This is a genomic window from Pedobacter albus (genome assembly GCF_036324255.1).
In the GTDB taxonomy this organism is placed as follows: Bacteria; Bacteroidota; Bacteroidia; order Sphingobacteriales; family Sphingobacteriaceae; genus Pedobacter; species Pedobacter albus.
Genome location: NZ_JAZDQT010000002.1, coordinates 450587 through 467068 on the forward strand (window position 1 = coordinate 450587; position 16482 = coordinate 467068).

8 protein-coding genes are annotated in these 16482 nt (G+C 46.1%); 1 reads left to right on the plus strand and 7 read right to left on the minus strand.

Features of this window, described 5'->3' with window-relative positions:
- Positions 1-17: 17 nt before the first annotated feature.
- A complete protein-coding gene (locus VRU48_RS11835; RefSeq protein ID WP_330108121.1) occupies positions 18-1694 on the plus strand; it encodes a sodium/sugar symporter in 1677 nt (558 codons plus the stop codon).
- A gap of 167 nt (positions 1695-1861) precedes the next feature.
- Here VRU48_RS11835 and VRU48_RS11840 read toward each other — a convergent pair whose 3' ends face one another.
- From VRU48_RS11840 to lacZ, 7 genes are all read right to left on the minus strand, one after another.
- The gene (locus tag VRU48_RS11840; RefSeq protein ID WP_330108122.1) at positions 1862-4699 is read right to left on the minus strand and encodes an outer membrane beta-barrel protein; all 2838 of its coding nucleotides are present in this window, start codon (positions 4697-4699) and stop codon (positions 1862-1864) included.
- Between the two features lie 8 nt (positions 4700-4707).
- Positions 4708-5955, minus strand: a complete 1248-nt coding sequence (locus VRU48_RS11845; protein WP_330108123.1) for a DUF4934 domain-containing protein — start codon at positions 5953-5955, stop codon at positions 4708-4710.
- Between the two features lie 108 nt (positions 5956-6063).
- Positions 6064-8109 (minus strand): sulfatase-like hydrolase/transferase, encoded by a 2046-nt coding sequence (locus VRU48_RS11850; RefSeq protein WP_330108124.1) that lies wholly within the window; start codon positions 8107-8109, stop codon positions 6064-6066.
- Positions 8110-8119: 10 nt separating this feature from the next.
- On the minus strand, positions 8120-10390 hold the full coding sequence (locus VRU48_RS11855; protein ID WP_330108125.1) for a glycosyl hydrolase family 95 catalytic domain-containing protein: 2271 nt from the start codon (positions 10388-10390) through the stop codon (positions 8120-8122).
- Between the two features lie 9 nt (positions 10391-10399).
- On the minus strand, positions 10400-11914 hold the full coding sequence (locus tag VRU48_RS11860; RefSeq protein WP_330108126.1) for a M60 family metallopeptidase: 1515 nt from the start codon (positions 11912-11914) through the stop codon (positions 10400-10402).
- A 173-nt stretch (positions 11915-12087) separates the two neighbouring features.
- Complete coding sequence (locus tag VRU48_RS11865) at positions 12088-13293, minus strand: glycoside hydrolase family 27 protein (protein WP_330108127.1); 1206 nt, start codon at positions 13291-13293, stop codon at positions 12088-12090.
- Position 13294: 1 nt separating this feature from the next.
- Positions 13295-16456 carry a beta-galactosidase, LacZ type gene (gene lacZ, locus VRU48_RS11870; RefSeq protein WP_330108128.1) on the minus strand — a complete coding sequence of 1054 codons (3162 nt, stop codon included), beginning with the start codon at positions 16454-16456 and terminating at the stop codon, positions 13295-13297.
- Positions 16457-16482 lie beyond the last annotated feature (26 nt).

The following is a 16482-nucleotide window of genomic DNA, read 5'->3' on the forward strand; positions in this document are numbered from 1 at the left end:
AAACCAAGTAACTTTTAATGAAAAACAACCTGTTGGATCTTAAGGATTATATCGTATTCTTAATCTATTTCGTCATTGTAGCGGCTTACGGCCTTTACATCTACTACAAAAAGAAATCAAAAACCGGCGACTCGAAAGACTATTTTTTGGCAGAAGGCTCGCTAACCTGGTGGGCTATTGGCGCCTCGTTAATTGCCTCCAACATTTCTGCCGAGCAGTTTATCGGCATGAGCGGTTCGGGCTTTAAAATGGGCTTAGCCATTGCTACCTACGAATGGATGGCGGCGGCCACGCTTATTGTGGTAGCCGTGTTCTTTATTCCGGTTTACCTCAAAAACAAAATCTTTACCATGCCCCAATTCCTGCACCAGCGCTACAACAGCACGGTGGCTATGATTATGGCGGTGTTTTGGCTATTGCTCTATGTGGTGGTAAACCTAACTTCCATTCTTTATTTGGGCGCTTTGGCCGTAAGCAGCATCTCTGGTTTCGATTTGAGCCTATGTATGTATGCCATTGCTGCCTTTGCCATTATCATTACCCTTGGCGGGATGAAAGTAATTGGCTACACCGACGTTATACAGGTATTTTTCTTGATATTGGGCGGTTTGGCAACCACTTACCTGGCGCTAAACCTCGTGTCTGACCACTATGGCACTAAAGGTATTTTAGAGGGCTATAGCATGATGACCCAAAAGGCTTCGGAGCATTTTCACATGATCTTAAAACCCGACAATGCCAACTACATCGATTTGCCAGGCTTAAGCGTATTGATTGGCGGTATGTGGATTGTAAACCTCAACTATTGGGGCTGTAACCAATACATTACGCAACGTGCCTTGGGTGCCGACCTTAAAACAGCCAGAGGTGGGATTTTATTTGCAGCCTTCTTAAAGCTGCTCATGCCAATTATTGTGGTATTGCCGGGTATTGCCGCCTATGTATTGTATAAAGAAGGTGCTTTTCAAACCGAAATGCTTCAAGACGGCTCTGTAAACCCAGATCGCGCCTACCCTGTGTTGCTTAATTTATTGCCTGCAGGCCTAAAAGGACTTTCGTTTGCCGCCCTAACCGCAGCCGTGGTAGCTTCTTTGGCAGGCAAGGCCAATAGTATTGCTACCATTTTTACCTTAGATATTTACAAAAAGGTAATCAATACCGAAGCTACAGAGAAAAACCAAGTGATAACGGGCAAAATTGTGATTATTGTAGCCATGGTTTTGGGCGTTTTAATTGCACCACATTTAGGCATCGATAAAAAAGGTGGTTTCCAATACATCCAAGAATATACAGGCTTTGTATCGCCTGGTATTTTTGCCATGTTTATTTTGGGCTTCTTCTGGAAGAGAACCACTTCGGCAGCTGCCTTATTTGCGACCATTGGGGGCTTTGCGCTTTCCATTCTCCTCAAATTTCTTCCATCATGGACAGACCTTTCTTTCTTGGCCAATATGGGCTTCTCGGTAAAAAATGCCGATGGCATTTACGAAATTCCATTTATTGACAGGATGGGCTTTGTATTCTTGTTCTGTGTTATCGGCATGTATATCATCAGCATGACGACCAATAAAACAGTGGCGGAGGCCAAAGGCCTTGAAATTGATGCCAAAATGTTCAAAACCTCTAGCCGTTTTGCTGTGGGTGCCTTGATCATCATTGGTATTTTAGTTGCCCTTTACACCGTTTACTGGTAAACCTAACTTACTCCAATAAAAAATCCCCGATCGTTAATTCGCTCGGGGATTTTTTTATGAAAAGCATTGCCTCTGTTCATTAAACCTGATGGCAGCGGGCACGAAGTAAAGCGAACAGCAGGGCTAGCATTGCCATGGAACGCTGCCTTGGCTTTTCAAAACGACTTTTACTTTTTCTTATCGGGCATGCCGAAAATACGCGGGTAATAAGACAGGGAAGTCATAAAATATTGCTGCAATACCGTTTGCGTGCCGGTGGTTAAACCATTGGCCCTGGCAAAAATAATGGCGCTCGTATTTTGGTGCAGCATGTCTAAAGCGGCCAGTTTAAGCTCGGCGCTGTTATTCTTGAAGAAACGATAGGTTACATTGGCATTCCAAATGGTAAAATTGATGGCATCGGTATTGTTAGACGTGTTTCTGTTGTAATTGATGTTGCTGCTCAGCGTTAGCTTTTTGCTGATGTTGTAACTGGCGCTCAGGGTAGTCATGTAGTTGGCCCCTCGGTACTCGGTATTGAAGTTCTTTTGCTTGGAACGCGAGGGATTGAAACTGGTACCGGCTTCTACGGCTACCTTATCGTTAAGCGTATAGAAAATATTCAGCACATTGCTGCTTCTCAATACATTGGAAAAGTTGAGTACACCGTTGACATAACCTGGATTTTTCGAAAAGTCGATAGACGAGTTTAGCCTCAGCTGTATTTCGCCCTTTTTTAGCTTGTAAGCCTTATTCACGTTAAGAGAACCGTTCAAGGTACGCGTACCATTGACGTTTACGGTATAGCTTGCCTGGCGGTTCTGCGCATCGACAAAAAGACTGTCGGCAAAGCCATCATTAACCATCTCGGCGTTGATACTGGCATTATAGTGAAAGGTATTTTTCTTTTTTTGATCGGTATGGTTAAACGAAATCCTAAATCCATGCACCTGAGCCTCGTGCAGGCGTAGGTTTCCCAAACGGAGGCTGTAGGCATTGATGCTATCGGTTAGCGGCGCCAACTGGCTGATGTTGGGGATGCGCATGCTTTGCTGGTAGCTGATATTGATAGATTCGGAGAAATCGCCGTATTGGTAATTGGAATAGTTGACATTGGCATTAGGCAAGAAGCGGCTATAGGTTTTGCGGATATTCTGAAAACTTTTGGTCGATTTATTGTCCTGCACAATAATGCCCTGGCTCAAGGCCACGGCAAACCTCAGGTTTTTAGAATAACGATTAGCCAGGCTTTTATTAAAGCTTCTTTCGATGTTCAACTCAGGCTGCTCTTCCAGCTGATTGGTGCTTAGGCGGTTGCTGAGGTAATTATTGCTTTTATAGGTACCGGTCAGGGCATCCAGGTCTTCGACCAGGTTAACGCCCTTGGTGTTGCCCAGTTTCAATGAGTTTTTCAAACTCATCCTGAAACGGTTGATGAACCTCGAAGGCTTAAAAATACTGGTCAGTTGAGGCAGTTCCAAGACAAGGTTCTGCTGGGTATTATCGGCCTGGTTATCATAACGTCTTTCTATTTTCCTGTTGGCTGATGAATTTACAAAGGATCTGAAATCGGACTGGCTGTTGCTCTGGTTCTGGTTTGAGCCGGTATTGATGGAATAACTAACGTTGAACGAATTGAACAGCCTAAATGCCTTTGGACTATAATCGTATTTACTTTTTCGGTAGTTGGCCGCAAAATAAAAATTAGTTGTTTGGCTTTCGCTGTTGCTTATTCCAGCGTTTTGGCTCACCAATGCCCGCTGGTTATCGAACGAGCTGGTTAGTGATTGGCTGTTGCTTTTTGAGCTGTTTTTAGCTAAACGCTGCGTAAAGTCAAACGTATGGTCTTTACCGCCATATTGGTAAGAAGCATCGAAATTCTGATTGGTATAGTCGGAGTGGCTTTTGCTGTCGGAAGTGCCGTACAGCTGGTCGGCATTGGCAATGGTGGTTATACTTTCGTTTTGCGACTGGTTCTCGAAATCGCGGTTTTGGGCAAAGTAATTCACTGAGAGGGCGCTCCTTTTGTTGTAGTCTGGATTTTCCTTAAAATCATACTTGAACACCAAACCGCCGGCGCTGGGCTTGGCAATACCTGGCGACCTAAAGTCGGGTTGGTAGCTGATATTTGCCCCTATGCCCTTAAAAGTACTGTTAGACAATAGCGTGGTGGCGTTGCCCGCACTTTTATTGACGTTGTTGCTGGCTCCTACAATGCCGAGCTGCATTTTGGCAGTATAGATGTTCAGGTTGCCGTCGGCTTCGTATCGTTTGTCGGTACCCACGCCTGCTCCTATTTTACCAAACATGCCGAATTTCTTGCTGGCTTTGAGCTTGAGGTTCATGATAAGGTTCGAATCGAGCGGATTTTGCTCATTCTTCTGGTTGTACACCTGTACTTTTTGGATCGCCTGCTTGCTGATGTTCTGCAACGCGATTTTAGGATCGTCCCCAAAAAACTCCTTGCCATCAACAAACACGCTTTTTACCGGCTTACCATTAACGGTAATGGCGCCATCGCCCCAAAGGGTAACGCCTGGTGTGCGCCTGAGTACATCTTCTATCACGGCATTCGAATCGAGCTTAAAGGCCGCGGGGTTAATTTCGAGGGTATCGCCGTTCATGCTGATTGGTGGCACCTTGACCACCACTTCTTTGAGGGTAATGTCGCGCACCTTTAAAATGAGCGTCCCAAAATCGTGCATATTGGTGCTGGCTGGGATGGTAAAGCGCTGATCGAGGGTGGTATAACCCAAATGGCTTACTTCCAGCCTTAGCGGCATGCCAACGGGCAGATTCTTCACGTTAAACTCGCCATAGTTGTTGCTGAGCTGGTAATTGAGCAATGTGCTGTCTTTTTCACGGTAAACAGAGATAGTGGCCGTTTTAACCACATATTTATGCACGGTATCTCTTAAAATACCTTTTACGCTTCCCGGGGCAGTTGGCTTGGCTTGTTGAGCGACACAAAAATGAGAAGTAAAGGCCAACAAAATGGCCAATACGAGAACGTTAGCTAAACGCATAGGGTTATTTAGTTTTTCTTAGGTTTTAACTGGATGATTACGGGATTGCTTTTCCTATTCTGCGTTTTAAAATATTCGGCTAAAACCGCATCATATTTTGGATTTTTACCAGCACTTTGTTCCTTAAAGGCAAACATGGCAAGCGAGGAGTAGCTGGTGTACAAATAGCTGTCTTTGTACAAAAGAAAGCCCCTGTTTAAGAAATCATAGCCCATGCCAGAATCGTTGATGGGCAAATAGAAGCTCTTTTCGTCGGGTTCGACATCGTTCATAGACAACAAGGCGCCCGACTTTACATTGTAGGCCAGCATGTTCTTTTTCGCACCGTTCCAAACGCCCAGCCTGAACAGCAGGTTATCGCCAATAAACATGACACTGCCCACGCCGTAAACCTTGCCGCTATTGTCTTGAAAGTATTTGACACGTTTTTTCTTATAGATGGGGTTAGTGGTAAAATCATTGGGCAACGATATGTTCATCGGGAAGATCAGCTTATAGGCCAGCGACAAACCATTTACATCGCCCTGAAAGATGGAATATTCGTAAAAGCGGGTAAACCAGAACTTGTCTTTGTCTTCGCTGAATCGGAAGTTTTCGCCCGAGCCTACAAAATCGTCGTCGTTGTAGCGGTTGGTCTTGAAAGGGAAATAGGTTGAAATGCCTTTGTCTTTGTTATAGATACCGATATCATAAGCTACAGAATCATCTTTCTTCGGATAATAGTTAACGCTTACATAGTTGACCTTATCCTTAAAATATTGTTCATTGTTAAAGGCCTCTTCGTCATATTTAACCTTTTTAAGCAATTTGCCATCTATGTCGTAGTAAAAAAAGAACTTGCTCGAATAGATTTGGATATAAGTTATTCCATTTTCTTCCTGTAGCCTAAAACCCCAAAGGTTACGGTCCTTCGAATCGCCTTCGATTGGCAATTTGGAGGCATCGATCTTGGTTTTGTACTTACCGGCCTTGGTAAAAATCAGCACGGCTTTGGTATCGTAATCGAAGATGATGTAATGGTTGTTCAGGATTTCGAGTTGGGCAATAGAGCCGAACAGGCTTTCTTTAGTAGTTTCTAAGGGTGTAAAGCTTACTTCGTCAAAAATTTCGGAAACTGGCGCCCCCGTGGCACTCGCCGGGTCGATGCGCAATGTTTGTACGTGCGAGCTGTCTACTTTGGCAGTTTGGGCCATAGCGCAATGGCCAAACAATGCACAGCACCCTAGCACTGCAGCAGCGATTAATTTAGTTTTCATTTGGTGAGATGGTCCTTATTCTGTATCGTAAAGCTATTGTTCTGATCTGATTAAACAAAGCTCATTTAGCTGTTTTAACATATTTTAATCAACACCTTTGTTAATGGGTTAATGGTATAAACTACTGTTGCCCATTGCCTTGGCGCTTGCACCTTCTTCGGCCCATAAAAGCTTGATGGTTTTGGCATCCTTAACCGTAAGCGTAAACGGATGGTAGCCCGCTTTGAGCCTGATGCTGCTCTTCAATGGCTTATTGGCCAAATAGCCGTAATCGGCATCTATCATTACCGCTTCGTGCAATCGTAAAAAGGCCTTGCCGTTGGTGTTTAGGGCGAAAGTATACAAGCCGTCGCTGGCCACTTTGATATAGCCCGAAAATTCGTACACATTGGCCTTGGCTACAGGTTTGATTGCAATTTCGTTGGTAGTGGTTGTACTTAAGGCTGATAGCCCTTGGGTTTTGGGCACCCAACTGGCCTTGTCGCTAAAGGCCTTCAGCAATGCTCCAGCTTTGGGTGCAGCCAAGACTGTAGCAGGCACCAACTCCTCATCGTAGGGGCGTTTGGCTTCTGCATCGCTCCTTCTCAGCTGCAATACCTTGGCTTTCATCTGCGCTTGCAACTGGGCATTGTCTTTGGCCAGATCGGTAGCTTGATGGGTATCGCTCACTACATTGAACAACTGAAAATCGTCGTTGGCCGATTTTACGTTATACCGCAACCCCACGATATCGCCAAAGCGGATCATTTGCATCTGGTTGCGCAGCTTGCCCCTGTTGTTGGGTGCATATTCACTGTAATTGGGGGTTTTGCCACTTTCAAAATACTCTGAATAAATCAAGCTAGGTGCTTGTTTGCCTTTTTGCAACAGCGAAGGCAATAGCGAAACGCCATCGGTAACCGCCGGTGCGCTTAAACCCGCAGCATCCACAAAGGTCGGCATCCAGTCGTACGAAATATTGGGCGAAGCCACTACGGTGTTCGGCGCAATGTGTTTGGTCCATTGGGCAATGACCGGCATGCGCATGCCACCTTCCAGCACATCTCTTTTAATACCATCAAAAGGGCCAAAACTGTCGAAAAAATTGGCTTCGTAAGGCACATTGGGCTTGGGCAGGTAAGCTTCGATAGACGGGCCGTTATCAGAGCTGAAAATCACCAAAGTATTATCGTCTATTTTAAGGTCGCTCAGCAGTTTTAGCAAATCGCCAACCTCATCGTCGAGGCGTTTGGTGGTGGTAGCAAAACGTTTGTAGGTATCGGGCCAAGGTTTTTCTGGTGTAGCCGGATTTTTATCATCGTCGTAAGTAGCCTGGGCATAAAGCGGGTCGGTCCAGCTATCGGGCGTACCATTGGCAGTATTGATCATTTCGCCGGGTTTGCCTAACCATTTCAAGCCCCCATTTAAGCCACCACCAGCGGGATAGCCTTGCGTAGGTTGCTCGAGCACGGCATGAGGCGTATCATAAGCCAAATACATAAAAAAGGGCTGATCTGTATTTTTTCGGGTTTGTTGGATGATCCAATCTTTGGCCTTTGCCGTCCATAAATCGCCGGTATAGCATTTGTCGAGCGCGGCCGAAACCTCTGTGCGGTTTTCCCAAACTTCTTTTTGGCCTCTGTAAATACCTTCTTTGGGATAATGTTCGTGCCCATCCGAATGGCGCATGTAGCCATAAAAATAATCGAAGCCCCGCTTTAGGGGGTGTGCAGGCCATTCTTTGCCGGTTCCCTGCAAGCCCCATTTGCCAATGGCTACCGTTTTGTAGCCTGCTTTTTGCAATACGGTGCCTAATGTATGGTTGTTGGCCAAGGCCTTGTCGAATTGATTGTCGCGTACGTTGGCATGTCCCTGGCTTTGGCCCAAAAGGATCGATGCCCTAGACGGTGCACAAACCGGCGCCGCGCAATAGCTTTGTGTTAAAATGGCTCCATTCGCGGCCATCTGATCCAAACTTGGCGTTAGCGCAAAAGGCAGGGCTTTGTTGTTTTGTTTGGCTCTTTGGTTCTGAAAGAAAACCCCAACGTCGCCATAGCCCAAATCGTCGGTTAAAATAAAAATGATGTTCGGTTTTTTCGCTTTTTGCTGTGCATACGTTGGATATGCCGAAAACACAGCCAAAAGGCCAAGCAATATAGGGATGGTTCTTTTCATGATCGTTTATTTATTCGTAGCCGTTTTCGAAGGTAACGCGTTCGCCTTTGTTTAGGCTTACCCTAGCTAGGCCATCTTGGCCAAATTTTACCCTTTTGGCTTCTATATTTTTCACTACATGCGTTTTAAAAGGCAATTTGATGGTCAATAAACCGCCTTGTTCTGCCCTCACACTAACTCTTGCCGGAACGCCGTTCTGCTTTTGGGCGCTCACCAAAAAGGCGCCCTCCGCCCTTAGGTTTTCGAACGATGCGTTTTTCCAATCGCGAGGCACGGCCGGAAAAACCTCGATATAGCCTTCTCTACTTTGCAGCAAGAGCTCATTTACGCCCTGCGCAAAGGCAAAATTGCCTTCCAAGGTAAACGGCCGGTAGGTAAAGCCCGAATATTGGCCACCTTTTTGGTCGCCGTTTAAGTGAAAGCTGTTGGGCGAACAGAAGTTGCTGGCAAAAATCTGCAACTGTTTAACGGCTTTGTCGGCCTCGTAGGCGCGGGCATACAGCGAAGCCATCCAACTGAACGAATAGCCGCACCAGCCACGGGTTCCCTTTTCTTCGATGCGTTTTAACGAATTGCCTATACGCAATTTATCTTCTTCACGATTTACGTCAAGCAGAGCTAAGGGATAAATAGCCATGTACTGCGAAAAATGGCGATGCGAACTGTTCAGGTTCTGGCCCGGGGCAATGGTAAAACCCGTTTCGTTGACTTCGAAATCTGGCAATTGCTTCAATACCGACAACCAATGTTGGCTCTCTGCCGTTTGTCCGTTGGCTTGGCTTACCTCGGCCGCCGCCTTGAACAAGAACTTGCTCAGCCCCAGATCAAAATTGCTCCAGTTTAAAAACCAGGCGTTAATGCTGTTGTCGTTGTACTCGGGGCTCGAGCTTAACGGCAGTTTGCGCACGCCGTTTTCTAGGTAGGTGATATTTTCTAAATAAGTAGCCGCATCGTGAATATAAGGGTAAGCCCTCGTTTTCAAAAAGGCTTTGTCCATCGAGTACTTCCATTGCCAATAAAAATGCTGCGATGCCCAGGCACTTACCGTTGGCGACAGCGAATACTGGATCCAGCCACCCATCGGATCGCCATTTAAGGTAACCACGCCGGGTACATTTAGGCCTTCAACTCCGAAATACTGTTTGGTGTAGGCCAGGTTTTTATCCCTGATTTTCCACAGCCAATCGGTAAAGGTGGCGGCTTCGGCCAAACGGTTGCCGGTATAGGCCGGCCAATAGCTGAGCTGGGTATTCAAATCGTTGTGAAAATCGCCTTTCCAAGGGGGTAAGCTCCCGTTATCGGCCGTCCAAATGGCTTGCAGGGTAATGGCTGGTGCGCCTTTTCTCGATACGCAACCCAATTTATACAACTCGAGGTAATACTGTTTTTCGAGCAGGGTATCTGGCAGGCTAACCGACGATTGTTTCCAGTAATTTTTCCACCAAGCCAGGTGTGTATCCCAGCCGGTTGGTTCTTTGACTTGGGTAGACAGGTTGGCCATGATGGCTGGTTTATTGTTGCTGATGGTCCATGAACCCACGATTTTATTGCCCGGAAACCGTTGCCACTTGATGAGCACTTCAAAATAATGGCCATCAGCTGTTGGTTGGTGATAAGCAATGCTGTTGGCGGTTTGTTTTACCGTGCCTTTGGCATAGCCTAACTTGCCCAATCCCTGGCCGGCGTGGCTGTTATCATTGTTGCCATCTACGCTGGTATTGTAGTTGTGTACAATAAGCTGTGGCAAAATAGTGGCAGACTTAAGGTTTTCGAAACTAAAATAGCCTTCTTGCTTGGTAGCATGGATATAGCAATTAAATACCGTTCCGTTTTCAAATTTGACGGTATTGAGCGCATCTTTGATACTGAGCACGTTAGACACAACCTTGCCAAGGGTACTGATGTTAAACTCGACAGCGGCCGCAGGCAGCTTGGTAGGATAAGGCACATTGTCGTAAGGCTCATCGCCTATTTTTTGTACCGGACGGTAATCTTTTTTGAGCACCTGTTCTTTTACCCATTTGAAGTTGAGTTTGCTCATGTCGAGCGCCTTGCGTTCGTCCCATAAATCGGCGCGGTCTAAAGAAAGTCGTAGTTTTTCGCCTTTTTGCCAAACCAAGGCACCCAGCATTCCATTGCCCAAAGGCATAGCCTCGTCCCACTTATTGGCCAATTTGTCAAAAGCGAGGTTGTGCTTGGTTTCGTTTTGTGCCCAGGCGTCCTGCAACAGGCAGAGCAACAAGCTCAGGCATACTATCTTCTTGATCAATGGTGCTTTCATAACCGAATTTTAGTTCTGTGGCGGAAAATTAAACGGCATCCATTTTGGGTAAACCGACAATTCTTTGTCTACTGAATCGCTTACCGGAATGCCCCAGGTTTTCCAGAATGGCACCAGATTTCTTTTCACAATATTGGAATAGGTTTTTACCCAAAGGTCTATTTTCTGTTGGTCGTTCATCCGGCCAATGGTTGGCCCCAGTTTTTGGTATTCCCTGAAAAAGGACTTAAAGCTTTCCCAGCCAAATCCTTCCTGCATCTGACGGAACATGATCAGACCCAAAAACGGATCTTTCTTCCACTTCTCGTAGCTAGGTGCATCGGCGAAGTATTTTTTCATTTGCTTCTGGGTATTCTCGCTCGAAACACCCGAGTGCGAATCGTCGTGACCGCCCATTAAGCGATCGAACATGTACAGCGAAAAGAAGTTGTTGCTCACTTCGGTAGTGCCGCCAAATACCCAGTTGAGGTTTTGCATGTTGTGGCCAATTTCATGAAAAAAGCCCCAGTTGGCACCGCCTTTGCTCGGTTTCATCAGTAATGCCGGATTGGCCATGATTTCGTTAGACAACATTCTTTTGCTTGGCGAATGGTGAATCATAATCGGATAGCCACTGTGCATGTAACCACCACCAATGTGCTCGTCAACCACCAGGCGCTGCGCCCTGTAAAAAGGCTGACTGATCTGCGCCAGTTCCATTTCGCCGGCTACAATCAAATTCCAGAGTTTCATCACTTCTGAAGGGTTTTTAACAGATTGCAATACCGAATCGGGCAAAGTTAAAATCACGCTTTCGGTTGCCATTTCACCCCATGGAGCCTTGTTGTTTTTAAGCTGTTCGGCCCATTCTTGGTCGCTGGTTTTGCCCAATACAAACAAAGGCGAAGCAATGGCATGCTTAATGGCTACCTTGAAGTTTTTGTTGGCGCTTTTTGGCGAAATAGAAATGTAAATCAAGCCTCCAAAAGGCGAAGCCAATTTGTTGCTGCCGTTTTTGAGTTCTTGTCTTTTGGTGATGATCGGCATACGGCGCCAGTCTTCTTTACCCGCTACCCAAGTGTTGAGGCGGTCTGACTGCGAACCGATCTGCACGTTCACGTCCTTGGCATCAACATCTTTAGGCAAAACCACTTCGATGTATTCGCCGGCAACGGCATAGAGGCCGGTACTGTACAGGTTATTTGCCCACGGACTAGAATAGCCCAAAGTTGAAACAATATCGACCAGGCTATCGGCTATTTTTTGATGGCTGATGGTTACTTCGCGATCGATAAATTTATAGCCCGCTTTGGGTGCGCCAGGAAATACGGCCGCCGATGGATGGGCTTTGATGTTTTTATAGTCAGTGCTTTTTAACGTATTGTCGCTCCATTCGCTAATGGCTTTTCTAAACTCGACATCGTCTTTAGACAAGGTATGTTGCGGAGAAATAAGCACGGTAGCTGGATCTTTGGCCACGGTTTGCGCATTGGCACTCCAGGCGAGCGCACAGGCAAAAAAGGTTAGGGTTAGTTGTTTTTTCATGTGGATGTAGCTTGTTTATTTTTGGTTCATTTGTTTATTGGTTCATTGGCTAACTGGCTCATTAGTTCATTAGTTCATTGGTAAGTTGAAGATTGACCACCCCTCCACGGGAGGGGAATTTTAAACTATCGATCTAGTACACTTACGAAGTTTAAAAACTTCGTAAGTGTTGGTTAAATCTTCCTCAGTCTAAATACTTTGGTTTCGTGCGCATCTACCTTTCCTTTCCACTGTTTGTCTTTGCCTAATACCTGGTGCTGCCAAAGATCCCTGATTTCGTATTTGCCCATTAGGCCCAAATCGGCAAAGTTAACCTGCGCAGTTTGGGTTGCTTCCGATCTATTCAAAACAGCCACCGCGAAATCGCCATTGGCCAGGGGTTTTACGAAAATGTTCCAGGTTTCGTTCTTGATTTTGCGTTCGGCCTGCTTGCCCAACACATCTTGGTTAAGAGCCAGCACTTCTTCGTTGGATAGGATTTTTTGGGTAACGTCGCTCATGTTGCGCAAATCGTTGCTCATGTACAGGGGCGAGTTGAGCATACACCACAAACTCATTTGGCTCTGGTATTCGGTATCGGTACAGCCTTTGCCTCCCAAATCGCCCGATGGCCCTTTATGGCCTTTGAGCCCGATAATGAGCATATCGCCGTCGTTCCAATGGCCCGGCCCTGCATATTGGCTTAGCTCCGAAATGCGATCAACCACATCCATTACGCCAACTGCATCAATGCCGTTGCCTTTGTCTTTCCATTTGTCGCGCAGGTCGAAAGTGGCACGCCAGCTTTGTCCGCCAGCCTGTGCCGCCCATTCCCAAGGCTTGCGCGGCCCCCATTCGCAAACGCCCAGCACAATATCCCTTCCCGATTTGCGCAAGGCATTGGCCATTTTGGTGTAGCGCTTTTTGGCGGTTTCTACATCTTCGGGTGCCCCGCAATAATCGTATTTTAAATAGTCGACACCCCAAGAAGCAAAGGTTTTGGCATCTTGTTCTTCAAAATTCAGGCTGCCGGTATAGCCGGCGCAGGTTAAAGGTGCTGCATCCGAATAAATGCCCAATTTCATACCCTTGGCATGCAGGTAATCGGCCAGAGCCTTGATACCCGACGGAAATTTTTTCGGATCGGCGATGATGTTGTTTTTATAATCTCGTCCGCCCTGCCAACAATCGTCGATAAAAATATATTGGTAGCCCGCTTTGACCAAGCCATTGGCCACCATGGCATCGGCCATTTCGCGTAGGTCTTTTTCGTTAACCTTATCGGCCAAAAAGTTCCAGCTCATCCAGCCCATGGGTGGCGTTAGCGCCAGTTTTGCTTCTTGGGCAAAGGCCTGAACGCCAACAAAAAATGCCATTAAAAGAAATAATTTAGCTTTCATTTTATTTAATCGGCTTGATCCAATAGCTATATTCCTGATTTTGATAAGGGATTTGATATTCTTTCAACGGCAACGAACCCCAGCTGTCAATTCCTTGTACACCTAGTTGTTTCATGTCCATGTGTACATAAATCTGGTTGCGTTTAACCAATTCGCCAGAGTGGTATTGTTTCTTCTCGGCTTCCGGATCCAAATCTTCAACCGCATAAGGCAAGGCACCGAAACTCAACAGGCTATCGGCTACTTCAAAACGAAGGCCTTTGCCTTGTTTATCGGTAAAGCTTACCCAACGTACATCGGTTTTGTTGCCGCTTTCTTGCGGACGGGCGTAAGGGAAATACTGCTCGTCAACCGTTTGTTTGTAGGTACCGATTAGCGAAGCGGTTTTTCTGTCCCAATAGTTTTCTCCAGGTCCACGGCCATACCATTCGATATTACTGTAGGCTTTGTTCAGTTGCAAATCGTTGCCGATACGCATCATGGTTCTATATTTTCCTTTAACCGCATCGAATTTGTTTTTAACCAAAATGCTGCCATCGGCCAATACTTCAAAAACCTGCGTGGTTACCGCATCGCCATTTAATAGGGTCGATTGAACGGTTAAGACAAATTTATCGGCAGTAGCGTTTACCGTTGCTTTTTTCTGCGCAGGGTCGGTGTCTTGATACACATTGCGCCACATGCGCAACGACCTGTTTAGGCCAGCACCGATGTCGTTATCGGTTGGGGCACGATAAAATCCTGGTTGAGGGCCTTGTGCCAACAATTCTTTTCCTTTGGAGACATAGCTGTTCAAAGTGCCTTTTTTCAAGTCGAAAGTGAGTGTAAAATCGCTGCCTTTTACGATGGCCTGATCGGCAGTTTGCTCTACTTTAAGTGCTTTTTTCACTTCGGCATAAGTGGCCGTTTTTGGCGCACCTGCCCATACAAATTGATCGGTGGCTATTTCGTAGCCTTTTTCTAAAAACGGTTCTTCGGTTTTTAATCGATAGCGCACAGTGAGGAAATACTCTTTGCCAGCCTTGGCTTTAGCTTTAATGGGCAAGCTAAAGGTTGTAGATTGGCGCGGACCGATATTGAGCGTTGGCAAAGTGCCGGTTTCAATGATTTTGCCATCTTCCAACAACTGCCAATCTAACTGCATGTTGGCAATATCGCGGAAGAAATAGCTGTTGTTTACGCTGATTTGGTTGTTGCCCAAATAGCTTGTTTTGATAAACTGATATACTTTTTTGGCTTCGATGGCCATTGGGGTTAAGCCACGGTAAGCGGTTACCACGCCTTTTACGCAGAAGTTGTTGTCGCTGAAATCTTCGTTAACCGGGCCTTGCAACGGAAAGTCGCCACCATAGGCCAAAATGCGCTTGCCGTTTTTAACGGTATCAATGCCCTGGTCTATCCATTCCCAGATAAAACCACCTTGTAGTTTCGGGTGGCTCTCAATGGCATCCCAATATTCTTTAAAATTGCCCAAGCTGTTGCCCATGATGTGCGCATATTCGCTCATGATCATGGGACGTTCGCTCTTGCCGTTCGAATACCTTACCAACCAGTTCGGGTCAGGGTATTGGGGCACGATCATATCGGTATTGAAGTCGTTTTCGGCGCGCTCGTACTGTACCGGTCTGCCGTCTTTTTGTTTCAGCCATTCGTAGCCTTCGTAAAAGTTAACGCCATTGCCCGCTTCGTTGCCCAGCGACCAGGTAATTACCGAAGCATGGTTTTTATCGCGCTCGTACATCCTGGTGATACGCTCCAAATGCGGTACACGCCATTTTTTATCGTTGGCAAAAGTAGTTTCCAAGCTGTAGTAACGACCATGCGATTCGATGTTGGCTTCATCAATTACGTATAAACCATACTCGTCGCAAAGTTCCATCCAATAAGGGTCTGGCGGATAATGCGAGTGGCGCACGGCGTTGACGTTCAGCTTCTTCATCATTTCCATGTCTTTGCGCATATCGTCGTGGCTAAGCGTATGGCCCTGCGTGGCATTGTGTTCGTGTCGGTTTACGCCTTTTAAGAAAATACGTTTGCCGTTTACCAGCAAATCGCTGCCTTTAATTTCTACCGAACGGAAGCCTACGCGTTGCGGAATTACTTCGAGTACTTCGCCGCTCTTGTCTTTTAGCGTAATATATAAGGTGTAGAGGTACGGAATTTCGGCCGACCAGGTTTTGATGTTGCTGATTTGGGTTTTGAAAGCCACATTACTCTTGTAATTGCCCAAAACCGCCTTGGCGCCAGTGGCATCTTTCCAAACGGTATTGCCTTTGGCATCCTGCAAATCGAGGGCTACATAAAAGCTATCAGGTCTGCTGTGGTTGGTGCGTTGGTCTATTTTGTAGTTTTCTACGGTCAGGTTTACATCTAAGAGACCGTTGGTGTAGGTTGGATCAAGATTTCCGATTACCTTAAAATCGCGTACATCTATTTTTGGGGTCGAGTAGAGATAAACATCACGTTCGATACCCGAAATGCGCCACATATCCTGACACTCGAGGTAGCTGCCATCGCTCCAACGGTAAACTTGCAAAGCGATGGTATTTTCGCCCGGTTTTACGTAATTGGTGATATCAAATTCGGCAGCCAGTTTGCTGTCTTCGCTGTAGCCCACTTTTTTGCCGTTTACCCAAATAAAGAAAGCCGATTTTACGGCACCCAGACTGATAAATACCTGTCTGTTTTTCCAGTTTTCTGGAATGTTGATTTTTCTGCGGTACGAACCTACCGGATTGTTGTCTTCAGGAATATCGAAAGGAGGATTCATCCTGTTGCCAGTCAGCTTGCGACCAGCAAACTCGTAGGGCTGGTTTACATAAATAGGCAAGCCATAGCCGTTTACCTCCCAGTTGGCAGGTACTTTAAAGTTATCCCATTTCGAATCGTTGAAATCGGGTTTGTAGAAATCCATGGGGCGTTTGCGTGGATCTTGTACCCAATTGAATTTCCAGGTGCCGTTTAAGGAGATAAAATAAGTTGATTTTTCTTTGCTTCTTTTGCTGGCCAGTTCCCTGTTTTCGTAGGCAAATGCCGAAGCGCGCATGGGCATGCGGTTAAGCGACACCACTTCTGGCGTTTGCAGTTCGGAAGGCAGTTCCTGCGCTTTGGCCAAGTGTACAAAAAACAGGGATAAACAAAAGATAAGGAGATTTTTTTTCATAAATTTTGATGATATGTTAGGTTATT